This is a genomic window from Rhizobium sp. 01T437 (genome assembly GCF_056398505.1).
Window position 1 is genome coordinate 1 of record NZ_JBFTPM010000006.1, and the last position, 25151, is coordinate 25151.

Sequence of the window (25151 nt, forward strand, 5' to 3'; positions counted from 1 at the left end):
GACACAACGCTCTTCGTGCCGTGACACAACGCTCTTCGTGCCGTTGGCGCCTGCAACCCAGTTTTCACCGGAGAAGGAAGCCGACTGAGCGATGCTGACGAGCTGGTCCTGCAGCTGGTCGATTTCTTCCTGAACCTTCTTCTTGTCGACGCCGTTTTCAGTAGCGGCAACGATCTTGGACTTGATTTCGCCGACGACGTCGATAGCGCTGTCCATGGCGGTGTAGGCAGTGTCAACCTTGGCAGCACCGAGGCCGAGAGCGTCAGAAACAGCGCCGAGAGCCTTGTTGTCCGAACGCATGGTCGTTGCGATCGACCAGTAAGCAGCGTTGTCGGAAGCCTTGCCGACGCGATAACCCGTGGAAACGTGGTTCTGCGTGGTGTTGAGGCCCTGGTTGACGTTGCGCAGCGTCTGGAGAGCGGCCTGGGCGGAGTTGTTCGTGTTAATGCTCGTCATAAGTGTGTCCCCTAGAAAACTAGATACAAAAAAGGAGGACATACCGGACTATGAATACCGGCGATGACGGACCAGCTTCATGCTACTCGGTGCCTTTGTTTCTTGGCCCAAACCCGTCATGTCCAGCGCAATCTCGCAGCCAATGCTTGCCAACTTCTTAAAAGCGGAGTTCCTCGCCAAGCCGCTCCAGTTGTATAGTTAACGTTGTTTGAATTCTATTTTGAAGTGTCGGCTTTTCTCGGAAAGCGAGCATTCAACCGCACCGGTTTCAAGCAAGCTTCGAATGCCAGTATGGCAGAAGCCGGGATAGTATCGGAGGGTAACCTGCATTCTGCGGGAGCCTGACTGCTTATCCCGTCGATCACATTTCATGCCGGAACATTTCCTCACGGAGTTAGGTTTTGAACAGCAAAGTTTCGTTCTCGGCGGCATCCCGGGATTATCAGGCGGGCCGCTATACACAGTCCCTCGCGACGCTCAACCAGCTCATCGATACCCAGAAGGACGCCAAGACTTACGCTCTCCTGGCCAAGAACCTGCTGCAACTCGGCTTCAAATCCGACGCGGCCAAGGCTTATGGCCTTGCGGCCGACTGCGCACCCCAAGGCGCCTTCGAATTCCTGAAGACTGCCGCTAAACTCCACCTGGAGGCCGGCAACGAGGACGACGCCCTGCTGATCGCGATGCGCAATCTCGGCAAGGCGCAGGAGGATGCGGAACTCGCGTTCATTATCGCGACGATCTATGTGCGCCGGCAGCGGCGGGATCTGCTGCGCCCCTTCAAGAAGATCCTGTCCGAAAGCATGAACCCGGATCATATGCGTCTCGCCGCGCTGCTGCTCAGCGACGACCTCATGGACGAGACGAACCAGCAGCTCGCCCGCAACCTCTTCCGGCGCTTCCCGGGCAACCTCGCCTTCCGTTTTCTGTATCTCGTCTGCGTGCGCGAATTCAACGAATTCGATGAGGCGAACAAACATCAGGCGCCTATCGACGCCGCCCTTGCCAAGGGCGAGGTCGATACGCTGAGGAAAGACAACCCGTTCTATCATCTGCATTGGTGCGGCAACGAGGATTTCAATCGCTATGCGACGATCGGCACGCAGCCTCTGGACCCGGTGCGCGTGGGTTATCGACGCGGTCTGCCGCATACCTGGTCCGACAAGATCCGCATCGGCTATATGTCCTCGGACTTGTGGGACGGTCACGCGACGATGAAGCTGCTGCAGCGGGTTCTCGAGCTTCATGATCGCAACCGGTTCGAAATTACGCTCTTCGATCACACGCAACCCGAGTTTCTGGAGAAGAACGTCACCGATCGCAGCCGGTGGGGCAAGATCGTCGATACATACGGCCTGTCGGACGCAGCTGTCCTGAATGCCGTTCGCGCCCAGAACATCGACATCATGGTCGACCTCAAGGGCCACACCTCCGGAAGCCGCGCCTCGTCCTTCAATCAGCCGCTGGCGCCGATCCAGGTGGCGTGGCTGGGTTTCCCCGGCAGCACGCTCAATGTCGACCTCGACTATGTCATCGGCGATCACTCGGTGCTGCCTGACATCGCCAAGCCCTTCTATCATGAGAAATTCCTGCGCCTGCCGGAGAGCTATCAGCCGAACGATCCGGCGAACCGCCCTCGGCCGCAGCCGGTCACGCGCGAACAGCTTGGCCTACCGGAAAACGCCTTTATCTTCGCATCCTTCAACGGTAACCGTAAGCTCACCGCGCAAGTGGTCGACAGCTGGTGCCGGATCCTCAAGCGTGCGCCTGACAGCGTACTCTGGTTGATGGCGAATACGACCCGCAACAAGGAAAACCTGCTGGAGCGTTTCCAGGCCAATGGTATCTCGGCAAAGCGGATCATCTTCTGCCCGCGTGCACCTTACGAGCAACATATCAGCCGTCAGCAGGCGGCCGATCTCGGCATCGACACATTCCCTGTCAACGGTCACACCACCACCTCGGAGCAGCTCTGGGGTGGCCTGCCCGTCCTGACGGTGAAAGGTACCAACTTCGCCTCGCGCGTCAGCGAAAGCCTGCTCAGGGCTATCGACCTGCCGGAACTCGTCGCCGACGATCTCCAGGCCTACGAGGATCTCGCAGTCGAGCTTGCTCTCAAGCCCGAGCGCGTCGCCGGCTACAAAGAGCACCTGCAGGAGAAGCGCTTTATCGCGCCGCTCTTTGATGCCGAACGCTTCTGCCATCACCTCGAACATGCCTATGAACTGATGGCGGACCGAGCCAAGCAGGGTCTTGCCCCTGATCATATAGACGTACCGGCGCTGCCGCCACGCACCGAGCCTTTCGGCTCGAACAGTTGAGCGAGGAGGCGCATCCAATATCGCAAAGCCCGCCGGATCGATCCGGCGGGCTTTGTGTTTGTAAGAGAAAGAATGTTGCCAGACCGGTTTTACTGGTCAGTTGTCCGTCAGCTGAAGGAGCGCACGAGACTGCCGACCAGAAGGTTCCAGCCGTCGATCAACACGAAGAAAAGGATCTTGAACGGCAATGAGATCGAGGTCGGCGGCAGCATCATCATACCCATTGCCATGGTAATCGTCGCAACGATCAGGTCGATGACGAGGAAGGGCAGGACGATCAGGAAGCCGATTTCGAAACCGCGCCGGATCTCCGAGATCATGAAGGCGGGAAGAAGGATACGGTAGTCGATGGGCTCGGTCGTCTGGATATTCTGGCCGCGCTCGCGGGCAAGATCGGCAAAGAGCGCGAGATCCTTATCGCGGGTATTGGCAGACATGAAAGTACGGAACGGCTCGGCAATGCGCTGAACCGCGGTCGCCTCATCGATCTGGTTGGCAAGCAGCGGCTGAACGCCGTCCTGCCAGGCCTTATCGAAGGTCGGCGACATGACGTAGAAGGTCATGAACAGCGAAAGCGAGAGAAGGATCATGTTCGAGGGGGTCGACGACAGGCCCATGCCCGAACGCAGGATCGAAAAGGCGATGATGAAGCGCGGGAAGCTCGTCACCATGATGAGGATGCCCGGCGCAACCGAAAGCACGGTCAGAAGGCCGAACGTCCGGATGATCCAGGCGGCGACAGAGCCGTCGACCGGGATGTTCAATAGATCAGTCGGCAGCTGCTGAGCTACCGCCAGTTCCGGCACCGCCATCATGGCGGCAAGGAAAACTATAAGTCGAATCATTCGATGACAAAGGTCCTGAACATGACCTTCGATACGCGCCCTTGAGAGCGAAGGTCAACACGTTCCTGGATGTCATCCTTGAGATATTGAAAGCCGCGCGGCCCTTCGATCTGCTGAAGGGAAATGGTCCTGACATAAGCGAGGATATCCTGGTGAATATCCTCGGCGACCTTGACATCCGGCGGCCCGTTGAACATCAGCGCCACCTCGAGTCGGATCCAGTTTTCCGAGGGATAAGCGAGGTTCGAGGTAACCGGATCGAGCAGCACAATGTTGTTGGCTTCGTTGGCGATTTTCGGAAGACCGCCTTCGGCCTTCTTCTTGGCCTCGGCCTCCTTAGCCTGTTCGGCCTCCGCGGCACTGCGGATGTTCGGGGCTACCATGTTGCCGACCGCCCAGCCGCCGCCGGCGCCGACCACCGTCAGCACGGCAAGGCCGATGATCGTCATCACCATGCCGCTCGACTTCTTTTTGCCTTCGCCTGTTTCGTTGTCTGCCATCTTGGTTCAGCCTCAAAGCGGCGAGAAGAGATCGACGGCCTGCTGGCCGCGCGGCGGCTGCTGCACTTCCATCAGGCGGCCACGGCCACCGTAGGAGATGCGGGCTTCGGCGATCTTGTCGTAGGAGATCTGGTTGTCGGAATTGACGTCCTGCGGACGCACGATGCCGGCGACGTTGAGGATACGCAGTTCCTGGTTCAGGCGAACTTCCTGCGAACCGCTGATAACCAGGTTGCCGTTTTCGAGAATGCCGGTGACAACGGCGGCAACCAGAAGGTTGAGCTTATCGGTACGCTCGATCTTGCCCTTGCCGTCCGTGCTCGTGTCGGAACCGTAGGTCAGATCCGTCTTGGACTGCGGCGTCCAGCCGAAGACCTGGGCGTTGACATCCCAGTTCATGCCGCTCGAATTCTTGCGGCTGCGATTGGTCTCGTTGTCGAAGGATCCCTTGTCGTTGATCTGGATATCGACCGTCAGGATATCGCCGACGTTGAGCGCGCGCGCATCCTTGAAGAGCGCGGCCTGCGAATCGCTCCACAGCGAATAGCCCTGCGCGACGGCGCGCGGCTGCTTCGGATAGAGCGCCATCTGCGGCGTCTGGCCGTAGGCGAGACCGCTGCCGATCGGGCTCATGGCAGGCGCGCGGCCGATCTCGTTGACTGCCGTGGACTGGCAGCCTGCAAGGAGTGCGACGGCGACAATCACAGCCGGTAAACGCTTATTCATGAAGGATCCTTCGAGGTATTGGGATCAGATGCACTTGCAATGATACCGGCGATTTTGGCGGCCTTAGTGGAATCCATCTCGTTCAGGATCAGGCTCGACTGACGCGGCCCGAGCCGCATGATGACGGCCGCAGCCAGTTCGGGCCTGACGTCCTGCAGCTGCAGCGCTGCCGCATCCGGCTTCATCTTCTTGTAGATATCCGTCAGGCCGGCCTCGGCCTGCTTGAGGAAATCATCGCGCCGCTTCAGCCAGTCCTGGTATTCGGCCTTGCGCTTGTCCATCTCGGCAACGCGGCTGTCGATATCGGCGCGCAGCTTCTCGAGCTCCTGTTTCTGCAGGAGATAGCGCTGATCGCGGGCCGGATCGGCGATATTCGTGCAGAACTGCTTGACCTCGTCCGTCGAGGTGATGTCGCCTGCCGGCGCCACTTCCTGGGCGAAGGCGCCGGGAATGGAAAGCAGCACGAGGCCTGCGGCCGGCAATGCCAGCCGGCGCAACAGTTCGACGATCGGGTTCTGGTTCGTGATCTTGCTCATTGCAGCACAAGCTCCGCCTGCAGGGCGCCTGCAGATTTGATGCCCTGGAGAATGGCGATGATGCCATCCGGCTTGACACCGATATTGTTGAGACCGGCAACGAGAGTGCGCAGGTCAGGACCGTCGATAATAGCGACCCGTCCGCCCGTTTTCTGCGCCTGGATATCCGTCTGCGGCTGGACAGCGGTCTCACCGCGCGAGAAGGGCTCCGGCTGGATGATCTGCGGTGTTTCGGTCACCTGCACGGTCAATGTGCCGTAGCTGACGGCGACCGGCGAGACACGGACATCCGAACCGATGACGATCGTGCCGGTGCGTTCGTTGATGACGACCTTGGCCGGCGTGTCGGTTTCGACCACGAGGTTTTCGATATCGGCCATCAGGCGCGTGAGATCGGCCTCGCGCGGCTTCTCGATGACGACTTCCTGCGAATCCTTGGCTTCCGCGACCGGACCGCCAAAGCGTGCCTTGGCGTAGCCGTTGACGATATCCGCAATGCGGATCGCGGTGGAAAAGTCCGGGTTGCGGAGCTGCAGGACGAGATTGACCGAATCCTTGAAGCGGGACGGCAGCTCGCGCTCGATGATGGCGCCACCCGGCACGCGGCCGGCCGTCGTCACACCCTCAGTCACGGTCGCGGCCTGTCCCTGAGCCTGAAAGCCGGTGACGATGGCGGCGCCCTGGGCGACAGCATAGATCTGGCCGTCAGCGCCCGACAGCGAAGTCATGACGAGCGTGCCGCCGCGTAGCGAGGTCGCATCGCCGAGCGAGCTGACTGTCACATCGATTCGGCTGCCGGGGCTTGCGAAGGGCGGCAGGTTGGCGGTGACCATGACGGCCGCCGTATTCTTGGCGTTCGATTGGCTGCCCTGCGTGGAGATGCCGAGGTTCTGCAGCATCGCGCGCATGGACTGCTCGGTGAAAGGCGAAGCACGGAAACCGTCACCGGTTCCCTGCAGGCCGACGATCAGACCGTAGCCGATGAGCTGGTTGTCGCGGCCGGCCTGAAGCGAGGCAATGTCCTTGATGCGGGACGTCAACGCCCATGCAGGCGCGACATCAATCAGGCTCATCGCCAGAACCGCAACCAAGCTCAGGATACGAAAGAAGAACTTCATTTTGCCCTCACATGGACCGTACCGTCGGCGAGCACGGTGCCGCTGACGATGACGCCGGAATCCATATTGCGTGCACGGATCATCTGGCCGGTCGCACCATCTTCAAGAGGCGAGCCGGCAGCGGAAATGGTCATCTGGCCAAGCTGGAAGACCAGGCGGATATTGGAACCGCGCGTGACCGTATAGGGCTCGCGCAGGGCGGAGATCGAAATCGTCCGCCCCGGCAGGAGCGTGCGCTTGGAAACCAGACCCTCGACCTGGGAGACCGACTTTGCATAGTCTCCGGCGAGGTTGGGATTGGTGACCTCGACTTCCTGAAGCTGAGCGCTCGAAATCGTGTCGCCGGGATAGATGATCGTCGTGGGGACGACGGCATAACCCATGCCGGCATCCGCTGCTGCCGGCATGACCATGCCAGCGATTGCGATCGTGGCCGCAGCCACCCATCCTTGGATGTGTCCTGCCCGGCGAAACATCATGTTCGGCCCTTCCCTCTTACTTCAGGTTCTTGCTGACGATGGATGCCATTTCATCAGCTGTCGTGATCACCTTGGAATTCATTTCGTAAGCGCGCTGGGCCGATATCAGCTCGGTGATTTCCTTGACCGGATCGACGTTCGAGGATTCCAGGTAGCCCTGCTTGAGATAGCCCATATTGTCTTCGTCAGGATTGCTAACAACCGCTTCGCCGGATGCCGGCGTTTCCTGGAAGAGGTTGTCGCCAATCGGCTGCAAGCCGGCTTCGTTGACGAAATCGGCGAGCGTAAGCTGGCCGAGAGTGGTTGGCGTGGTCTGGCCGGGCAACTTGGCGGTGATTTCGCCGGAGCGGCTGATCGTCAGTTCGGTGGAGCCCTGCGGAATAGTGACGCCGGGGATGACTTCATAACCGTCGATGTTGACGAGCTGGCCCTGATCGTTCTTGTTGAGCGCACCGGCACGGCTATAGAGCGTCGTACCATCCGTCGACCGGATCTGGAAGAAGCCCTTGCCGACGATTGCGACGTCGAGGTCGTTGCCGGTCTGGGTCAATTCGCCCTGGAGATGCAGGTTGCGCACGGCCGAAGTCTGGACGCCGAGACCGATGTTGGCGCCTTCGGGAACGACAGCCTGGTTGGCGCGGTTGGCGACACCCTTGGCACGTTCGGTCTGATAGAGAAGGTCGGTAAACTCGGCGCGGGCGCGCTTGAAACCGGTCGTATTGATGTTCGCGATGTTGTTCGCGATGACTTCCAGGTTGGTCTGCTGGGCATCCATGCCCGTTGCTGCGATGGCGAGCGCTCTCATGTGTTCGTCCTCAAATCAGTTACATCTGCATCTTGGTGACTTCGAGGAAGGCCGAGACGACCTTGTCGCGAATGGCGATTGCAGTCTGGAGCGTCTGCTCCGCCTGCAGCATGGAATCGACGACTTCGCGCGTGGAAGCCGTGCCCTTGATGCCGGCAAAGGACATGTTTTCCGCGCCCTTCAGGCTGCTGACGGCTTCGGTCGCCATGTTGCCCATGACGGAGGCGAAGCTCAGGCCGTTGGATACGCCGGCCGCAGCAGATGAGGTTGCGGTCGAAGAGGAGGCGGAATTTTCGGTATCGATGGCGCCGAGGGCTCGGGTCATCGAGAGATTGCTTACGTTCTGTACGCTGCTGATCATTATTGTCCGCTCTTCAGGAGATCGATCGTCGAGGAAATGAGGTCGCGAGTGTGCTTGATCGTCTGCAGATTGGCGTCATATGAACGGTTGGCTTCGCGCATGTCGGCCATCTCGATCAGGATGTTGACGTTCGGCATCTTGACGACGCCCTTCTCGTCCGCAGCCGGATTGCTCGGATCATATTCCTTGGTGAAATCGCCTTCGTCCGTACCGATTTTCTTGACGTTGACGGTCTCGACGCCGCTCGCGCGATCCAGTTGCTGACCGAAGGTGATGGTCTTGCGACGATAGGGATCGGCACCGGGTGTGTCGCCAGTCGAACGGGCGTTGGCGATGTTTTCCGAGACGATGCGCAGACGTGTCGACTGCGATTCGAGCCCGGAACCTGCGATTTTCATTGCTGCTGAAAGCGGATCCATGAGTCTACTTCCTTACGGTCATCAACATCATTCGATGAAAGGAACTGACCAGCGAGGTGTTCAGGTCGTACTGACGCTTGATCTCGCCGGACTTGGAGAGTTCTTCGGCCACACCGACGGTGTTGCCGGATTCCTGCACGCCGATTTCCTGATCGAGTGCTGCATCCTTCACGTCGATGTCACCGCTCGTGCTGAAATCGTTGCCGCTCAGATGCATCGGATTGGTGCGCGCCATGGTGACGTCCGACTGGTCGAGCACTGCCTGAAAAGGCGTCACGTCCTTCGCGCGGAACTTCGGCGTGTTTGCATTCGCGATGTTGCCGGCAACAACCTCCTGACGAATCGTCAGCCATTCCGCCTGCTTTGAAGCCAAGTCGAAAAGTTGAATCGGTTGCATGAGAACTCTCCGTTTTTACTATGCCGAACCTAGGGCGGTAATCTTGCGTGGGACTTACGGTAAATGCAGGCTTTACAAGCCATTCTTCGAGATTACTTGCAGACAGCGACCAACCGCCGCCCGGCCGTTTCTCCGACAGGGCCTCGCAGCGATTCGTCTTTTTGCCTGAACTAGTTGTTCTGGTAGATCTCACCCTTGGAAGTAACGATCACCCACTTGCCGTCGCGCTGTTCCAATGTGGCAAGGCGGCTTTCGTCAGGCAGGATCGAGCCGACGCGCACGACATACATGCCCGAGGGATCTTCAATGAGCGCCCGGCCGTTGGCCACGTGCAGCAAACGGAAAGAGCCTTTTCCGGGGAAGGGCTGATCCTCCATCGAGGCGTCGCCGTTGCGCTCCTTGCCGAGCTCGGAAACGGTTGCCGTCGTCATATTGTCGATCGGTGGAACTTTCTTGCCTTCATCGTTCTTGTTGACCATGGCGAGCGGTGAAACGCTGAAGACGTTGCGCGCCGGCCAATTCGGCAATTCACGAGAGGCATTGCTATCGGCAACGCTGATGCCGAACTTGTCCGCGTTGAAGAAGACGTACCAGGGGAAGAAGGCGGAAGCGCCGGCAAGTGCCAGACCCAAAAAGGTCAGCGCGCGGTCGAGCAGCACTCCCTTGTTACGCTCTTTCAGCGCGGCGATCCGTTCGTCTTCGAAATCGGCCATAATCAGGCCCTCCTTTGAATAGGCGCACTCGGAGTCGGTACGCCGGCGGCGGCCTTGAGAGCCCCGGCAAGATCGGCGAAGGCATCAAGCGATTCGCGGTCTCCCGGAGATTGTTTCAGGACGTCATAGATGATCGGCACCTGCTTGACCGCCATGTCGAGATCGGCATCGGCGCCTGGACGGTAGCCGCCGATAAGGCGCAGGTCGCGTGTTTCCTCAAAACGATGGATCAGCACCTTGAGGCGGGAAACCAGCTTTTCCTGATCCGGCGTCCAGGCCTTGCGGGCAAGACGCGAAATGGAGGCGAGCGGATCGATCGGCGGGTAACGCCCCTCCTCCGCCAGGCTGCGCTGGAGAACGATATGACCGTCCAGAATACCGCGCGTGGAGTCGGCGATCGGGTCGTTATGATTGTCGCCATCGACGAGGATGGAGATAATCGCGGTGATGGTGCCGGCGCCTTCCGGACCGGGACCGGCGCGCTCCAGAAGACGCGGCAGCTCAGTGAAGACGGAAGCCGGATAGCCGCGCGCAATCGGCGGCTCGCCGGAAGCGGTCGCCACTTCGCGGATGGCGTGGGCGAAACGCGTGACACTATCAACGATGAAGAGAACGTTTTCGCCCTTGTCGCGGAAGTGCTCGGCGATCGTCACGGCCGTCAGCGGCGCCATCTTTCGCAGCATCGGGCTCTCATCGCTGGTGGCGATGATGGCGATCGCCTTCTTCATGTTGCTGCCGAGCGTATCCTCGATGAACTCGCGGACTTCGCGACCGCGTTCGCCGACCAGCGCGATCACCACCTTGTCGAAGGCGTCGGCGCGGGCCAGCATCGACAGCAGCGTCGACTTGCCGACACCGGAGCCGGCGAAAATGCCGAGGCGCTGGCCGAGGCAGAGCGGCGAGAAAATATCGATCGCGCGCACGCCGGTCTTGAAGCCGTTTTCGACGCGCTGACGCGTCATCGAGGGCGGGGCAGTGTTCGAGATCGAACGGTGGTCCAGGCCTTCGGTGATCGGGCCGAGACCGTCGATCGGCTCGCAGAGGGAATTGATGGTGCGGCCGCACCAGCTGTCTGACGGAGAGATGCGGAATGCACCCTTGCGGATGACGATGTCATGGATGCCGATCGGCTCGCCCGGTTCGATCGGGCAGACGTAAACCAGGTCCGGCTCTACCCTGACCACTTCGCCAAGATGGACACCCGTCGCGGATTTATGCGCCACGAACTCGCCAAGCCGCACATGCCGGGAAAGGCCACGGACGGTATAGTGGCCGGCGGCGATGGTGTGCACGCGACCGCCATGGGTGACGGAGAATTCCGGCGACGTGTAGCGCTTTGCAAGGTCGCCGAGATGTGTGAGCTTCGGCGAGAGCGCGTCCTCGGTCAACAGGGTGGTGTTCATGCTTCACACCCTGCCTTAGCGGCTGCCGCCCAGCGTCTGAACCGCTTCCTTGAAGGAGTCTTCGCTGTCGCGCATCAGCGACGATACGCTATCGAAAGCGCGATTCACCTCGATCAGCTGCGTCATCTCGTGCATCGCATTGACGTTGGAATTTTCGAGATAGCCCTGCTCGACACCGACATTGAAGCGGTCGACGACGGCGCGCGGCTGCTCGGTCGTCATGATGCCGCTGTTTTCGTAGCGCAGGTAACCCTTGCTGATATCGGCTTCGAAGAGGCCGAGTGAACCGACCTGGCGGTCATTCTGATAGATGATGCCATCAGTGCCGACCTTCGGCTCGCCGCCGGCGGTGTTGAGCACGACCGGTGCACCGCCTGCATCGAGAACCGGATAGCCGCGGATGGAAACCAGTTCGCCGGTATCACGCATCGTGAAGCGGCCGTCCCTTGTCAGAACGCGGCCGGCGGGCGTATCGAGAGAGAACCAGGCATCGCCCTTGATGGCGAAGTCGAGCATGTTGCCGGTGTGCTGCATTTCGCCATGAGTGGTGTCCAGGTAGTCGTTGCCCTGGGAGACGAAGGCAACCTTGGTGTTCGTCTTGTTCTCGTTGTTCGCCATCATTTCATCGAACTTTACCTCGGTGCCGCGAAAACCGGTCGTGTTCACGTTGGCCATATTGTCGGCGATCGTCGTCAGGCGTTTCTCGAGAGCCATTTGCGACGACAGGGAAACGTAAAGACCGGATTGCATGTCGGTAAGCTCCACATTGGCGATAAACGGGACGAAACACCGGGCTCCTTTTAGTTCGGCCACGGGTTCCGCTGAGCGGCATCTCAGACATGGGCGCGCATAGGCCCACTCGTCACGTTCAATATGAAGGCAAATCCTTGCGCGAAGCTGGTAGCGCAAATGAATGCGCAAAAGCCGCGTTCATCAGCCTCACGCAAGGCACAAATCCTATCCGTCGCAAAGAAAAGCAACGTTCAGATTGGGCTGACGATGAATATTATTATCGGATTTGTAGTTGTCTGCGGCTGTATCGTCGGTAGCTTCATGGCCATGGGCGGCGAAGTCGATGCTCTTTTTCAGCCCTTCGAATTCCTGATCATTGGCGGCGCCGGCCTCGGCAGCTTCATCATGGCGAACCCCATGAAGGTGGTGAAGGACTCCGGCAAGGCGCTCGGCGAGGCCTTCAAGCACTCCGTTCCCAAGGAGCGCAACTACCTCGATACGCTCGGCGTGCTCTATTCGCTGATGCGCGACCTGCGTACGAAATCGCGCAACGAAATCGAAGCGCATATCGACAATCCGGCCGAATCGACGATCTTCCAGTCAGCCCCCACAGTTCTGAAGAACAAGGAACTGACGGCCTTCATCTGCGACTACGTGCGCCTGATCATCATCGGCAACGCCCGCTCCCACGAGATCGAGGCGCTGATGGACGAAGAAATCAACACCATCCTTCATGACAAGATGAAGCCTTACCATGCGATCCAGATCATGGGCGATTCGTTCCCCGCTATCGGTATCGTCGCGGCGGTTCTCGGCGTCATCAAGGCCATGGCGCACATCAACGACTCGCCGGAAGTGCTCGGCCACCTCATCGGTTCGGCACTCGTCGGCACATTCCTCGGCATTCTGCTTTCCTACTGCGTCTGCTCACCGCTGGTCTCGCAGATCAAGGTCGTCCGCTCCAAGCAGCACCGCCTCTACGTCGTCGTCAAGCAGACCCTGCTTGCCTACATGAACGGCTCGGTGCCGCAGGTCGCCCTCGAATATGGCCGCAAGACGATCTCGGCGTATGAACGCCCTTCGATCGACGCGGTGGAACAGGAAATGATGAACCCAGGTGGCGAAAACAAGGCAGCTTAAATGACTATGAGCAATGCTTCGCATGACAACCCGACAATGGATCCCGTCCTCCTTGCCAAATTGACCGGCGGTCTCGGCGACAAGGGCAGGGTTGCCAAGCTCTGCAGTTCCTTCAGCGATATCTACAGCGAATTCCTTCCYGAYATCCTGAAGAGCGAAACCGGCCTCGAYGTGACAGTCGGCTATCTCGGCTGCGAGATMGGCTACAAGAATCATCTGATCGACGATCTCAGCACCAACATGACGCTGGTCGATGCAACGCTGCGCAATTGGTCCCAGAACATCACCATCGCCTGTGGCAACGGTTTCATCATTACCCTGATGGAACATCTGCTTGGCGCTGCTGCCGAAACGATCGAGGAGCCAGCCGACCGGCTTCTCTCCGTTATCGAGATCGACCTCGCCTGCATGGTGTTCGACAAGATCTCCAAGGTGCTGCGTTCGGCCGTCAACGCGCCGGGCGGATTCGAGCCGAGCCTATCGGCTCCCTTCGCTCTTGAAGCACGCATCCGTCCGCCGGAAGACCGTCCGGATGAATTCGCGGCTGCGATCAACATGTCGATCACGCTTGCCGGCATCGCTTCCGAATTCAGCCTGATCGTCCCCCAGGCAGCGTTGCTCAAGACCAAGGTCTCTGCCCCGAAGCCGAAGAAGCAGCCAAGCAAATCGCCAGAGTGGACGGAGCAGATCGGCGACCAGGTTCGCCGGTCGCAGGTGACCCTCGAAGCGAAGATCCGCCTGCAGGATCTGACGCTCAGAACGATTTCCAAACTGATGGCCGGCGACGTCATTCCTTTCCGCGACAGCGGCGACGTACGCGTCGAAGTCAGCGCCAACAGCCGAGAATTGTATGTGTGCGAGTTCGGGCGTTCAGGCGACAACTACATGGTGCGAGTGAAAGACACCATGAATTCGGATGATGAGCTGATCCGGCACTTAATGAATTAATCGGTTCTCTCGCTCTCAGCGCCACAAAGGCAGTTTGAGGCAAGTTTCAACTGGAATAGTGATTTCATGGCTACGAAGAAGACACAGCAGAATAGTGACCTCTCCCTGGACATGCCGGGCAATGAAGCCGATCTGGATCAGGCTATCGACGATCTGCGCGGCGTGCTGAAGAAAGATTCGGACGGCGACCTTCCGCAGTTCGGCGACGACCTGCAGAACGATGCTTTCGCAGCAGGAACGGACCTTTCGCCGTTCGGTGGTGATGCCGGCGAAACCTCCTTTGGCGGTGCCGATTTCGAAGGCAGCGATTTCGGGGGCGGTGATTTCGGCGACAATGCTGCCGGCATGGGTGCAGCAGGCTTTCCCAGCCTTGACGCCGCGCCGAGCTTCGGCGGCAACTCCTTCCAGTCCGCTCCGGCACCGCTCGGGAGCGCACTGAACTCGAACTTCGACCTGATCATGGACATCCCTATCGATGTCCAGATCGTGCTCGGGACGAGCCGCATGCAGGTTTCCGGCCTGATGAACCTCACCGAGGGTGCTACCATCGCGCTCGACAAGAAGATCGGCGAGCCGGTCGAGATAATGGTGAATGGCCGCAGGATTGCACGCGGCGAGATTACGGTTCTTGATAACGACGACACGCGATTCGGTGTAAAACTGATAGAAGTTTTGAGCACGAAAAAAGCCTGATCCCTGTGCGGGACGGAGAGGTTAGACCATGATGGACTTTGACGATTTCGGCGGCGCACTTGCCGGGAAACCGTTGACCCAGGCTGAAAAGGCGGCGGCAGTTCTTCTCGCTATGGGGAAGGGCGTCGCCGGCCGACTGCTGAAATATTTCACGCAGGCCGAGTTGCAGACCATCATCGGATCTGCCCAGGCGCTTCGCGCCATCCCGCCGGACGAGCTGCTTCAGCTCGTCGGCGAATTTGAAGATCTCTTCACCGAAGGCGCCGGTCTGATGGACAACGCCAAGGCGATCGAGGCCATCCTCGAGGAAGGGCTGACGCCTGACGAAGTCGACAGCCTGCTTGGCCGCCGTACCGCCTTCCAGGCCTACGAAACTTCCATCTGGGACCGTCTCGCCGAGGCGGAACCTGCCTTCGTCGCCCAGTTCCTGCTGCGCGAGCATCCCCAGACCGTTGCTTATATCCTGTCCATGATGCCGTCGTCCTTCGGCGCGAAGGTGCTGTTGCAGCTTCCCGACAACCGCCGCGCCGACATCATGAACCGCACCGTCAACATGAAGGGCGTCAGCCCGAAGGCCGCGCAGATCATCGAAAACCAGGTGATGACGCTGCTTGCCGAGATCGACGCGGAACGCAACGCATCAGGCTCGACCAAGGTCGCCGACCTGATGAACGAAATGGATAAACCGCAGGTCGATACGCTGCTTACCTCGCTCGAATCAATCAGCCGCGAAGCGGTCAACAAGGTTCGTCCGAAGATCTTCCTTTTCGAAGACCTCATGCTCATGCCGCAGCGCAGCCGCGTCATGCTGCTCAACGATATCTCGTCCGACGTTCTCACCGTCGCACTGCGCGGCGCATCGGCCGAAATCCGCGAATCGGTGCTTTCCTCCATCAGTCCGCGCCAGCGTCGCATGATCGAATCGGATTTGCAGAGCGGCATGGCCGGCGTCAATCCGCGCGAGATCGCGATTGCGCGCCGCGCCGTCGCCCAGGAAGCGATTCGCCTGGCCAATGCCGGCCAGATCGAGCTCAAGGAAAAGGAAGGCGGCCCGGCCGCGGCCTAGAGCCATCGCAGTTGTTGACAAAGCCCCTCGCCCACAAGGCGGCGGTTGATCAGCAGCACGCACAAGACTACCCTTCGGGGAAATGGGCCGCGCTCCAGTCGCGGCCTTTTTCTTTGACGGAGGGCCGCAGACTTGGCCGATGAAGACAAGGACAGCAAAACAGAAGCCCCTACCGCGAAAAAGCGGTCTGATGCTGCCGAAAAAGGTAATACCCCCCACTCGCGCGAAATCTCGATCTTCACGACGATTCTGGCGACCTTCATCTATCTCGTCTTCTTCCTTCCCGACGCGACGTCACACATGGCCGAGACCCTGCGTGACGTCTTCGAGCAGCCGGACCAGTGGAAGATCGAGACCGGGCCTGACGTCATCTCACTCTTTGCGAAGCTCGGCTGGGCTATGGCTGCGCTTCTGGCCCCTGCCTTCATCATGTTCATAGCGTTCGGTATCGCCTCGTCGATCTTTCAGAACCTGCCGACGCCGGTTCTCGAACGCATCCGTCCGCAGGCCTCGCGTATTTCGCTCATCAAGGGATGGTCGCGGCTCTTCAGCCTTCAAGGCCTCGTCGAATTCGGTAAGTCGCTGTTCAAGGTGGTTGTCGTCGGAGTGATTCTCTTCTTCGTCCTCAGAAGCGAATATTTCGGCTCGATCGATGCGATGTTCTCCGATCCGCAGACGATCATGGTTCGTATGATGACGGCGATGCGCAAGATCATCATCGTCATGCTGGTCGCCACCGCGATCGTTGCGATCGCCGACGTCTTCTGGACGCGTTATCATTGGTTCACCGAACTGAAGATGACGAAGCACGAGATAAAGGAAGAAAATAAGCAGTCGCAGGGCGACCCCTTCGTCAAGAGCAGGCAGCGCTCTGTCATGCGTGACCGCGCCCGCCGACGCATGATCGCCAGTGTCCAGCGTGCCACCCTCGTCATCGCCAACCCGACGCACTATGCCGTAGCGCTGCGCTACGTACGCGAAGAAAACGATGCACCGGTCGTCCTTGCCAAGGGCCAGGACCTTATTGCGTTAAAAATCAGAGAGATCGCCGAGAAGAACGACATCCCCGTCTTCGAGGATCCACCTCTCGCACGCTCCATGTTTGCGCAAGTCTCGGTGGATAGTGTCATACCGTCAGTCTTCTATAAGGCCGTCGCGGAACTCATTCATCGGGTTTACGCCGCGGAGGCCAAGAACAAACGGGTAAGATAAGTCGAATGAAAAAATGCCCCTACTCTGCCCAGCGTGAAAAAATCCTTGCAGAAGCGATCAGCCCGGTCGCAACCGAGCTCAGGCTTCTGGACGCATCCGATCTCATTTCTCTGCTGCGTTTCGAGTATTACGGCAATCTCGCCGACCTCGTCGCTTCCGCAGCGGAACTGTTTTTCCATCCTGGCACTGTCAACTTCGGCCTGGGGGGAAATTATACGCTGGAATGGGGCGGCAAGCCTGAAGTTGTGCTCGATCTCGAAATCAAGCCGCGCGGCGTGACCGTCTATGCGCAGCTGACACTCGCCGAAGACCATGCTGGCATCGAGATCAATCATATTTCCTTCCAGAACGCCTCCAGCGATCCGGACGCAAACACGGCTTTTCTCCAAAGAAGCCTGCACGAAGCGCGCTATATCGTAGCAAAGCCGCAAGCGCTCGCCGGCTAAAACACTTCCGTTTGAGAATATCAGGCCCGGCCCGCAAGGCGCCGGGCTTTGCCGTTCTCAGAGTCCTTCCGCTTTTCTTCGAATCGCGAAATGCTCCTTGTTTCACGCCATTCCGCACGCAAAACCGCTGCACGCTTTCGCTGGAATTGCTCTAGCTGATGTAGCCGAGGCGTATCGCCTTGGCGATCGCCTGGATACGGTTGACCGAATCGAGCTTGATGGTCGCCGAGCCGAGATAGGCGTTCACGGTGTGGACGGACAGGCCGAGCTTGTCGGCGATTTCTTCGCTGATACGGCCGTCGCCGGCAAGCTGAAGGCAGGCGATCTCACGCTCGCTCAGCGCTTCGGTCGCCGCCGCACGCCGCTCATCGAGCGACAGCAGGTCCATCATCACATTGCAGCACCGGCCATGGAGCTCGATGATCGTATCGCTCGACGGATCGATATCGTCGCCGGTGAAAAGCACGAAGCCATTGCCAATGGCGCCAAGGCGCACTGGAAATGCGAGACCGGAGAAAGGCACCATGCCGTCTTTCAGCCTCACCATGAAGGGAGAGAAGTCGGCAGGACCAGGAGCTGCACGATCATGGCTACCGGCCCAGAACAAAGGCAGCAGCGAGCGATCGATATGGTCGAGCAAAGCCTCGCCATGGGCATCGACGAAGCCCTTGCCGAAGCCGGCATTCGAGGCCCCCCAATTTTCCAGCTCGCAGATCAGTCGCTGCTTTGCCGGCACGCCAGAGCCGGTGACACGAAAGACGGCGAAGCCTTGCGCATCCGCGAGCTTCTGCATGGCAATCAGGCGCGGGAAAAGGTCAGACCGGCTGGAAATCCTGTTCACACGTACCATGCGCATCTGGTCCGTATTGCCTATCGCCCTGCCTGGTTGATGCCCCATAATTCCCCTCAAACGAGATTGTTGCGAACGGCGAAGGCTATCGCCTCGGAACGCGTCTTCGTTGCAGTCTTCCGCATCACGCTGGTAATATAGTTATTGATGGTATTCCGGGAGATGCCGAGGATCATGGCGATCTCGTCGCTTGTCTTGCCTTCGGCAATCCAGAAGAGGCACTCCAGCTCCCGGTCGGTCAACTCGAAATCGCGATCGACCTTCGTGCCCCCGCACCGAAGGAAGCTTGCGAAATAGCCTGCAAGCAGGCCTACGTCCCGGAGACGTTCCGGCGAAAGAACGAAACCTTCCCTGAACAAGAACATCAGCACCAAGCGAGAGCGGCCGACATTCAAGGTCAGCGAGCAATATTGGCGGCTCGCGCCATACGGCACATCGGCGCTGTCCGGCAGGAGTGCGAAGCCCGGCTGCAGCACCTGCATGCACTTCTCGAATTCAGTCGAGCGCGCATAACCGACAACCAGGTCATTGGCGACCTCCTTCACCAGATCGAAAGGCCAGTCGGACGAAACGATAAAGTCCAGACCGCTTTCCTGAATGAGATCGCAGCGCGCCATCAGATAGTGCATGGCGCCGACATACTCGGTCAGTGCCAGCAAGCCGGCATGCAATTTGCCGGTTTCGGCGATGACGCGAAGGCGATCGATCAGTTCGTCGCGCGGCAAAAGATCCGGCACATTGGCGCCGACGAAGTTCGCCATCTGCTTCTCGCCTTTATTCGCCTGAAATATGTCCATATCCATTGGCAGTGACCTGCGGCTGAGAAACTGTCGGTTCTCGCAAAGAAGTTCTGTTTTTGTGAAAGGGATTCAAACACATGCCCCACACGAATCCCACTTCGAATCACTTAAGGGTAAGCCAACCATCGTAAATCACCATCTCCGACTTCTGGGGATTTACTTTTGCGACCTTCCATGCGGTGATTCGATCACCACTCCGCTCTCGCGAAGATGTATAAAACTAGGATGATTCTGGCATTGGCCGCAACGTTTCTCGCCTTATGCGCGAGTTGCGCTGAGCGGAATTATCGGTCTGAATGACGTAATTATCACAGTTCCGGCCAAGGAAGTGCCGCAACCGAATGCCCCGGCAAAAGCAGATTTCAAACGCACGCAAGCAACGATCTATTGTTCTACTGGAGACATACTTACGCCATCCGCCTTATGCACGGCTTGAGCATCATGCGAACGGCGTCATCCCGCTGCCTGGCGATCTCTACATCAGAACTCTCTGCAATAGAGTAACCGGCTCCTTACGAGCCGGTCACGAGTGCCGGTAACGTTCTTGTTACCGGCCGATGTATCCACAGACGAGAAAGAAAAAGGCCGGTTTCCCGACCTTTTCATTATGCAGCTTCGTCGATGGCCCATTTCCTGAGGATCTTCGCGGCGCGCTCCTCGTTGATCTCCACCATACGGGCGAGCTTGCGTTCGGGACCTTCCTTGACGCGGCGGTTGAAGTTGCCGTCGTCGTCGCCGAGACTGAGCAGATCCTCGGTGCTGTCGAAGCCGAAGTCGGAGCCGAAGCCATCCATGAGCGCGCCGCCCGCGGAAGCGCCCGCCGGTGCGAAGTCCGGCAGTTCCAGGCCAGCCGATTCCGGAGTGGCGTCGCCGAAAACTGCGGCGGATGAACCCGAGCCGTTGACGGTGCGGATGAGAGGACGCACGCCCAGCCAGACCACCACGAAGGCGACCGCGACGAAGGCCAGCGAGTTGATGATGCCTGCGAGGTTGCGGCTCAGCATGTCCATGACATGGACGCCGCTGTTGGCATCGTCGAGAAGCTGGTTCTCGAGGAAGTCCATTGCGGTGACGGTGACGACATCGCCGCGGTTGGTATCGAGGCCGGCGGCCGAGGCAACGATGCTTTTCATCTCCGCGAGATAAGCGTCGATCTTGGCCTGGTCTGCCGGTTCGCCCACCATCTTGGCGATACGGCCCTTGTTGACGACGACGGCGACCGAGAGCTTTTCGACCCGGTAGCTGTTGCGCGTCGTGGCCGTGGTCTTGCTGTTGATTTCGTAGTTGGTCTGTTCTTCGCGCTTGTCGGACTTGTCCTGCGACTGCGGGCCGGTGGCGCCGCCGGCTTGAGGTGCGGCCTGCGGAATGTTCTGCTCGACCGTCGTCGCGTTGTCGGCCTGGTTCTGCTGCGACTGCTGGGCTTCCTTGGTGGAGCGGACCGAGCGCTCGACCTTGGATTCCGGATCGTAGGTGGTTTCCTGGATCTGCTGGGCGTCGGTGTTCAGATTGGCCGTTACGCTGGAGCGGAAGTTGTCCATGCCGAGGAAGGGGGCGAGCGCCTTGTCGATGTTCGATTCGACTTCCTGCTGGACGTTCTGGACGATATTGAGCGAGCGGTTCAGCGTACCGTTCGAGGCGTCATCGCCGGAGGCGAGAAGCTGGCCGGCGGAATCGAGGATCGTCACGTCAGCGATATCAAGCCCCGGCACGGCCGAGGCGACGAGATGTCGGATCGAGGTGGCGGCGTTTCTCCCTGTCGCGGCACTGGCGCGAATCATGACGGAGGCCGTCGGCTTCTGTTCAGCCTTCCGGAAATTGCCGACCTCGGGCATGACGATGTGAACGCGTGCGGCGGTGATGCCTGAGATCGATTGAATGGTACGGGCGATTTCACCTTCGAGGGCGCGGACGCGGGTCACTTCCTGCATGAAGGAGGTGAGGCCGAGCGAACCGACATTATCGAAGAGTTCGTAACCGGCATTAGCGCTGTTCGGCAGGCCGCGTTCGGCAAGCAGCAGCCGGGCCTTGCCCGTCATGCCCGCTGGTACGGTGATGCTGGAGCCGTCTGTTCCAACCTGGAAATCGACGTTGCTTTCGGCGAGCGCCATGCTGATCTGGTTGAGATCAGGCGTGTCCAGGCCGACATAAAGCGTTTCCTGGGCCGGTTTGTTGACGAAAATTGCGGCCGCCAGGATGATTGCGATGGAAGCGGCGCCGACCCCACCAAGGATCATTAAACGCGTCCGCCCAAGCGAACCAAAGTTCTTAATAATCTGAACTAATTGATTTAACAGATTCATTCTGTTCTCGCACGATCCGTCAAAGACAAAGCAGGCTTATTGCCTCATTTGACGAATAGACGCCGAAACTTGTGCGAGCGTTTCGTTCAGCGCATGCGGAAATGAATTGCGGTATTAGAAGAAATCGAAGTCGCCTGCCGCCTTGCTGAGCGGCTGGGAGTGGCCGTGACGGGTGCCGCCACCGAGTGCTTTCTGCATTTCGGCAAGCTTCACAAGGCTCAGCGCGGTGGCAACATCGATCGACCAGCCCTGCGGAATTTCGCCGGTGATGGTGTCGATGAATTCGGCCAGACCGCGCGATTTCTGCACGGCGAGATCGATGCCCTGCATCACCTTCATGCTATCAGGGGAATTCAGGATTTCCGAGCCGCCCAGTTCGATCAGCTGCGGCTCGATCCGTTCCATCAGGTAGGCAACGTCGTGAAGCTCGGAGACAATGCGCATCAATATGTCGCTCAGTGCCTCGACCGGCGATGGCGGCTCGATGATTGGTGTAAAAGTCATATAAAAATCCTCGCCATTAAAAGAATTCGATACTGGTCTCGGCGGGCTTCTGCGGAGCGGCGGGACGCTGCTCGAGAGCGACGGTTTTCTGCGTTTCGGCGCCGGTCAGGGGGTATTGCCGGGCACGGCCGGACACCGGCCAATATTCGATCTTGCGTCCATGCTCACCGCCGGTGCTGGAGCTGACCACCGGAATGCCTTCATCCCGAAGGAACTGCACGGCGAAGGCCGCGTTCTGCTCACCGACATTCGAGAATGTCGAGATCGTCTTCGCTCCTCCGAAGATCTTGGCCTCCAGCCGGTCGCGTCGCGCGCCCTTTTTCAGGAGGCCGTTGATCAGCAGTTCCATGAGATGTACGCCGTATCGCGTGGCATCGCCGCCGGTCATCGGGGTGTTGCCTGTCCCCGGCAGCAGGAAGTGGTTCATGCCGCCAACACCAGCGACAGGATCTCTGAGGCAGGCTGCCACGCACGACCCAAGGATGGTCGTGAGCACCGCATCCGGGTCGCTCAGGACCTTATATTCACCCTGAATGATGTGCACGCGGCGGGCCGCACCCTCAGTGATCATTTCAGGGCTCCAAACACGGCTTCGATAGCCGCTTTCATCTTTTCGATGGTGAAGGGCTTCGCCAGAACGTTGTTTGCGCCGAGCTGCGCTGCTTTGGTCACCAGCGCACGGTCGCCCTGTGCGGTGAGGATGATGAAGGCCGCCTTCTTGGTGTTCGGGTTGCTTCGGACTGCCTGCAGGAAGCCGATGCCGTCCATCTTCGGCATGTTGAAGTCCGAGATTACGAGGTGGTGGGGCTGCTCCGCCATGATCTTCATACCCTGCTCGCCATCACCGGCGGAGGTGATCTGCTTGAAGCCGAGCTGCGTCAGCGCGTCGCTAAGCAGCAGGCGGCTCGTAACCTGATCGTCAACGATCAGAACTTTGATTTTCTCCGCGATCGACATTATTCGGTCCCTTCCTTTCGGGCGGCTGTCATTTTCAATATTTCTTCGCCGATAGCAGCAAGCGGGAGCTGCTGTTCAACTGCGCCAAGTTCGTAGGCAACTCTTGGCATTCCGTAAACGACGCAGGTTTTTTCGTTCTGACCGAGCGTTCTGGCCCCTGCATGTCGCATTTTTAACAACCCGGCGGCCCCGTCGCGACCCATGCCGGTGAGGATCACGCCGACGGCATTGCGTCCGGCGAGTTCGGCAACCGAATCGAAGAGCACATCGACCGATGGACGATGGCCATTGACCGGCCCCCGCTCGACCAGCCGGCAGCAAGGCGCCGATGCATTGGAGACCTGCAGATGACGCTCGCCACCAGGCGCAAGATAGACCTTGCCGATCTCCAGACGGGCACCATCGGTCGCTTCTTCCACGACCGGCGCACAGAGGCGGTTCAACCGTTCGGAAAAGCTCTTGGTGAAGGTCGGCGGCATATGCTGGGTGATGACGGTCGGCGGGCAATTCGCCGGGAATTTCTGCAGCACGGCGATCAGGGCTTCCACGCCACCGGTCGAAGAACCGATTGCCACGATCTTGCGGCCGACGCGGAAATCGGCGACTGCGAGCGGCGTGACGGCGGCAGGCGTGGCCGGCTTGGCGAAATTGCGCTGCGTGCGGGCGGCAGCCTTTACCTTCTCGACGAGGTCGCCGAAGGGGCGCGGCTCGCCCGGCTGCGGCTTGCCGACGCAATCGAAGGCACCGATTTCGAGGGCTGCGAGTGTCGCTTCCGCGCCACGATGCGTCATGGTCGAGACCATGATGACGGGCATGGGCCGCAGGCGCATGATCTTTTCGAGGAAGTCGAGGCCGTTCATGTTCGGCATCTCGATATCCAGCGTTAAGACATCGGGGTTCAGCCGCTTGATCGCCTCGCGCGCCTCCATGGCGTCGCCGGCCTGGCCTATGACGCTGACTTCGGGATCCGAACTCAAGACGGCCGAGATCAGGCCGCGCATGGTCGGTGAGTCGTCAACGACGAGAACTCTTGCCGGAGCGCTCATGCCTTCCTCCCGATACCCTTGGTCGTATAGCGATAGGTGGTGATGCCGATATTGTCGAAAACGTGCTTGGCCTCGCCTGAGACGCGCTCGGAGTGGCCGATATAGAGATGGCCGCCCTCCGGCAGCAGGCCGGCAAAGCGCTGCCAGATCTTCATCTGCGTCGGCTCGTCGAAGTAAATTACGACATTGCGGCAGAAGATGACGTCGAACTTGCCCTTGAACGGCCACTGGGCCATCAGGTTCAGCTCGTTGTAGGTGATGAGGCGCTTCACACGGTCGTCGACCTGGAACTTGCGGCGTCCCTGCATCTCGACTTCCGTAAACCATTGCTTACGCATGGCGGGCGAGACGGTTTCCAGCGCGTTTTCGTCGTAGGCGCCGGTCCGGGCGATCGCCAGGATCTTCGGGTCGATGTCGGTCGCGAGAATCTTGAAGTCGTAGTCGGCAGCGTTCGGCATCATTGACAGAACGGTCAGTGCGATCGAATAGGGCTCCTGCCCATCCGAGGACGCAGCCGACCAGATCCGGACACGGCCGCCGGCGCGCGCCCGGTTCAGAAGATCGGGCAGCACGTGGTCACGCAAGTGTTCGAAATGATGGTTTTCGCGGAAGAAACGCGTAAAGTTTGTCGTCAGGTGCGACAACATCTCGCGCCGGGCGGCCGCCCCTGCCGGCGAGGCGACAAGCTCGCAATATTCGCGAAACCCCGAAAGGCCGAGATTGCGGATGTGCTTCGACAGACGAGAGTAGACCAGCGAGGCCTTCGTCTCATTGAGATAGATTCCGGCATCCGCATAGATCATGGCGGCGATTTCCGAGAGATCGCGGCGCGTCAGCGGGTATTCCCCGCTCGCCAGAACCTCGTCGGCACCGGTCTGCCTCTGATCTTTTACGCCAAGTGCACTCATGCGGCTTCGCTTTCGATGTCGGGGAACAGGGCTTCGAGTTCGATCAGGCAGATCATGCGCTTTTCGATCGACAGAATGCCGCGGGCGAACTGGCGCTGGAGGTCCGAGGAGATCTCCGGCGTCGGCTGGATGTCACTTTCAGTCACCGTCAGGATGTCGGAGACCGCATCGACCAGCAGGCCGACCACCTTGCTGTGGACCTGAGCGACGATGATGACGTGACGGGCCGTCGGGTCGGTCGGCTTCATGCCGAGCCGGGCCGACAGATCGACGATCGGCATCACTGCGCCACGCAGATTGATGACGCCCACCATATAGGATGGCGAGTGCGGCATTCCGGTCGCCGGGGTCCAGCCCCGGATCTCGCGGACCGCCATGATGTTCACGCAGAATTCCTGATCGCCGATGCGAAACGCGATGAGTTCGCTTCCGCTGAGGGTCAGATTTTTTGCCGTGTACGACATTGCCTC

30 protein-coding genes are annotated in these 25151 nt (G+C 59.3%); 7 read left to right on the forward strand and 23 right to left on the reverse strand.

Annotated elements, in window-relative coordinates; genetic code table 11:
• A partial coding sequence (locus AC1DM5_RS13025) for a flagellin N-terminal helical domain-containing protein (RefSeq protein WP_477975097.1) occupies positions 1–456 on the reverse strand: 456 nt, incomplete at its 3' end.
• A 401-nt stretch (positions 457–857) separates the two neighbouring features.
• On the opposite strand from AC1DM5_RS13025, the gene AC1DM5_RS13030 reads away from it, so the two are divergent.
• Positions 858–2777, forward strand: a complete 1920-nt coding sequence (locus AC1DM5_RS13030) for an O-linked N-acetylglucosamine transferase, SPINDLY family protein (RefSeq protein ID WP_477818905.1) — start codon at positions 858–860, stop codon at positions 2775–2777.
• 107 nt (positions 2778–2884) lie between these two features.
• Here AC1DM5_RS13030 and fliP read toward each other — a convergent pair whose 3' ends face one another.
• The 13 genes from fliP to flgF form a co-directional block, all read right to left on the reverse strand.
• On the reverse strand, positions 2885–3622 hold the full coding sequence (gene fliP, locus AC1DM5_RS13035; RefSeq protein WP_007816083.1) for a flagellar type III secretion system pore protein FliP: 738 nt from the start codon (positions 3620–3622) through the stop codon (positions 2885–2887).
• Positions 3619–4122 (reverse strand): flagellar basal body-associated FliL family protein, encoded by a 504-nt coding sequence (locus tag AC1DM5_RS13040; protein WP_477975099.1) that lies wholly within the window; start codon positions 4120–4122, stop codon positions 3619–3621. The genes fliP and AC1DM5_RS13040 overlap by 4 nt, the downstream gene beginning before the upstream one ends.
• Positions 4123–4134: 12 nt before the next feature.
• A complete protein-coding gene (gene flgH / locus AC1DM5_RS13045) occupies positions 4135–4848 on the reverse strand; it encodes a flagellar basal body L-ring protein FlgH (protein WP_477818907.1) in 714 nt (237 codons plus the stop codon).
• A complete protein-coding gene (locus tag AC1DM5_RS13050; RefSeq protein ID WP_477818908.1) occupies positions 4845–5384 on the reverse strand; it encodes a MotE family protein in 540 nt (179 codons plus the stop codon). Before AC1DM5_RS13050 ends, flgH begins: the two co-directional genes overlap by 4 nt.
• Positions 5381–6502, reverse strand: a complete 1122-nt coding sequence (locus AC1DM5_RS13055) for a flagellar basal body P-ring protein FlgI (protein ID WP_477818909.1) — start codon at positions 6500–6502, stop codon at positions 5381–5383. The genes AC1DM5_RS13050 and AC1DM5_RS13055 overlap by 4 nt, the downstream gene beginning before the upstream one ends.
• Positions 6499–6981: a flagellar basal body P-ring formation chaperone FlgA gene (gene flgA, locus AC1DM5_RS13060; protein ID WP_310378842.1), complete on the reverse strand. Its 483-nt coding sequence runs from the start codon at positions 6979–6981 to the stop codon at positions 6499–6501. The genes AC1DM5_RS13055 and flgA overlap by 4 nt, the downstream gene beginning before the upstream one ends.
• 16 nt (positions 6982–6997) lie before the next feature.
• Complete coding sequence (flgG, locus tag AC1DM5_RS13065; protein ID WP_477818910.1) at positions 6998–7786, reverse strand: flagellar basal-body rod protein FlgG; 789 nt, start codon at positions 7784–7786, stop codon at positions 6998–7000.
• A gap of 19 nt (positions 7787–7805) precedes the next feature.
• On the reverse strand, positions 7806–8147 hold the full coding sequence (gene fliE / locus AC1DM5_RS13070) for a flagellar hook-basal body complex protein FliE (protein WP_310378846.1): 342 nt from the start codon (positions 8145–8147) through the stop codon (positions 7806–7808).
• Positions 8147–8566, reverse strand: coding sequence for a flagellar basal body rod protein FlgC (gene flgC, locus AC1DM5_RS13075; protein ID WP_477975101.1), 420 nt, complete (start codon positions 8564–8566; stop codon positions 8147–8149). Before flgC ends, fliE begins: the two co-directional genes overlap by 1 nt.
• Positions 8567–8570: 4 nt before the next feature.
• The gene (flgB, locus tag AC1DM5_RS13080; RefSeq protein WP_007816099.1) at positions 8571–8963 is read right to left on the reverse strand and encodes a flagellar basal body rod protein FlgB; all 393 of its coding nucleotides are present in this window, start codon (positions 8961–8963) and stop codon (positions 8571–8573) included.
• A 170-nt stretch (positions 8964–9133) separates the two neighbouring features.
• The gene (locus AC1DM5_RS13085; RefSeq protein WP_007816102.1) at positions 9134–9676 is read right to left on the reverse strand and encodes a hypothetical protein; all 543 of its coding nucleotides are present in this window, start codon (positions 9674–9676) and stop codon (positions 9134–9136) included.
• 2 nt (positions 9677–9678) lie between these two features.
• Positions 9679–11079 (reverse strand): flagellar protein export ATPase FliI, encoded by a 1401-nt coding sequence (gene fliI / locus AC1DM5_RS13090; RefSeq protein ID WP_477818912.1) that lies wholly within the window; start codon positions 11077–11079, stop codon positions 9679–9681.
• A 15-nt stretch (positions 11080–11094) separates the two neighbouring features.
• A complete protein-coding gene (gene flgF, locus AC1DM5_RS13095; protein ID WP_477818913.1) occupies positions 11095–11829 on the reverse strand; it encodes a flagellar basal-body rod protein FlgF in 735 nt (244 codons plus the stop codon).
• A 249-nt stretch (positions 11830–12078) separates the two neighbouring features.
• Between flgF and motA the strand changes: the two genes are divergently transcribed.
• The 6 genes from motA to AC1DM5_RS13125 all read left to right on the forward strand — a co-directional run bounded on the left by motA (position 12079) and on the right by AC1DM5_RS13125 (position 17316).
• On the forward strand, positions 12079–12951 hold the full coding sequence (motA, locus tag AC1DM5_RS13100) for a flagellar motor stator protein MotA (RefSeq protein WP_477818914.1): 873 nt from the start codon (positions 12079–12081) through the stop codon (positions 12949–12951).
• Positions 12952–13899: a FliM/FliN family flagellar motor switch protein gene (locus AC1DM5_RS13105; protein WP_477818915.1), complete on the forward strand. Its 948-nt coding sequence runs from the start codon at positions 12952–12954 to the stop codon at positions 13897–13899. It begins immediately after the preceding gene.
• 66 nt (positions 13900–13965) lie between these two features.
• On the forward strand, positions 13966–14592 hold the full coding sequence (gene fliN / locus AC1DM5_RS13110; RefSeq protein WP_477818916.1) for a flagellar motor switch protein FliN: 627 nt from the start codon (positions 13966–13968) through the stop codon (positions 14590–14592).
• A 28-nt stretch (positions 14593–14620) separates the two neighbouring features.
• Positions 14621–15658 (forward strand): flagellar motor switch protein FliG, encoded by a 1038-nt coding sequence (fliG, locus tag AC1DM5_RS13115; protein WP_477818917.1) that lies wholly within the window; start codon positions 14621–14623, stop codon positions 15656–15658.
• A 132-nt stretch (positions 15659–15790) separates the two neighbouring features.
• Positions 15791–16870 (forward strand): flagellar biosynthesis protein FlhB, encoded by a 1080-nt coding sequence (flhB, locus tag AC1DM5_RS13120; RefSeq protein ID WP_477818918.1) that lies wholly within the window; start codon positions 15791–15793, stop codon positions 16868–16870.
• A gap of 5 nt (positions 16871–16875) precedes the next feature.
• A complete protein-coding gene (locus AC1DM5_RS13125; protein ID WP_112541535.1) occupies positions 16876–17316 on the forward strand; it encodes a hypothetical protein in 441 nt (146 codons plus the stop codon).
• 151 nt (positions 17317–17467) lie between these two features.
• Here AC1DM5_RS13125 and visR read toward each other — a convergent pair whose 3' ends face one another.
• The 9 genes from visR to AC1DM5_RS13170 form a co-directional block, all read right to left on the reverse strand.
• A complete protein-coding gene (gene visR / locus AC1DM5_RS13130; RefSeq protein WP_477818919.1) occupies positions 17468–18214 on the reverse strand; it encodes a transcriptional regulator VisR in 747 nt (248 codons plus the stop codon).
• 8 nt (positions 18215–18222) lie between these two features.
• Complete coding sequence (gene visN, locus AC1DM5_RS13135; RefSeq protein ID WP_477818920.1) at positions 18223–18969, reverse strand: transcriptional regulator VisN; 747 nt, start codon at positions 18967–18969, stop codon at positions 18223–18225.
• A 602-nt stretch (positions 18970–19571) separates the two neighbouring features.
• Positions 19572–21266 (reverse strand): flagellar basal-body MS-ring/collar protein FliF, encoded by a 1695-nt coding sequence (gene fliF, locus AC1DM5_RS13140; RefSeq protein WP_477818921.1) that lies wholly within the window; start codon positions 21264–21266, stop codon positions 19572–19574.
• Positions 21267–21380: 114 nt separating this feature from the next.
• Positions 21381–21770, reverse strand: a complete 390-nt coding sequence (gene cheT, locus AC1DM5_RS13145) for a chemotaxis protein CheT (RefSeq protein WP_477818922.1) — start codon at positions 21768–21770, stop codon at positions 21381–21383.
• Between the two features lie 16 nt (positions 21771–21786).
• Positions 21787–22341, reverse strand: a complete 555-nt coding sequence (gene cheD / locus AC1DM5_RS13150) for a chemoreceptor glutamine deamidase CheD (protein WP_007816127.1) — start codon at positions 22339–22341, stop codon at positions 21787–21789.
• On the reverse strand, positions 22338–22727 hold the full coding sequence (locus tag AC1DM5_RS13155; protein WP_007816129.1) for a response regulator: 390 nt from the start codon (positions 22725–22727) through the stop codon (positions 22338–22340). Before AC1DM5_RS13155 ends, cheD begins: the two co-directional genes overlap by 4 nt.
• Entirely contained in the window at positions 22727–23773 is a 1047-nt protein-coding gene (gene cheB / locus AC1DM5_RS13160) for a protein-glutamate O-methylesterase CheB (protein ID WP_477818924.1), read from the reverse strand. The genes AC1DM5_RS13155 and cheB overlap by 1 nt, the downstream gene beginning before the upstream one ends.
• Positions 23770–24681: a protein-glutamate O-methyltransferase CheR gene (gene cheR / locus AC1DM5_RS13165; RefSeq protein WP_477818925.1), complete on the reverse strand. Its 912-nt coding sequence runs from the start codon at positions 24679–24681 to the stop codon at positions 23770–23772. Before cheR ends, cheB begins: the two co-directional genes overlap by 4 nt.
• The gene (locus AC1DM5_RS13170) at positions 24678–25145 is read right to left on the reverse strand and encodes a chemotaxis protein CheW (protein WP_477818926.1); all 468 of its coding nucleotides are present in this window, start codon (positions 25143–25145) and stop codon (positions 24678–24680) included. Before AC1DM5_RS13170 ends, cheR begins: the two co-directional genes overlap by 4 nt.
• Positions 25146–25151 lie beyond the last annotated feature (6 nt).